Below are 234 nucleotides of genomic sequence, written 5' to 3' on the forward strand. Positions count from 1 at the left end.
CTCAGCGTGATGGAGATCGGGGACCAGCTGGCGGCGCGCGGCATCGTGGTGGCGGGCACGGGCAACGGTTCGATTCACGCGTCGCTTGCGCAGGCACTCGCCGATGCAGCGTCGCAGGGCGTCGCCGTCGTGCGTTCGTCGCGCGTGGGTTCGGGGCATGTGATGCGCAACGGCGCAGCCGCCGACGATGCACTCGGTTTCGTCAGCGCCGGCTCGCTCAATCCGTACAAGGCG

Annotated in this window: 1 pseudogene; it reads left to right on the top strand. The window is 69.7% G+C overall.

From position 1 onward, the window contains the following. Window positions 1-234: pseudogene (locus SB753_RS41580) on the top strand (hypothetical protein); the annotation flags it as partial.

It is taken from the genome of Paraburkholderia sp. SIMBA_053, from assembly GCF_046534895.1.
GTDB lineage: Bacteria > Pseudomonadota > Gammaproteobacteria > Burkholderiales > Burkholderiaceae > Paraburkholderia > Paraburkholderia caledonica.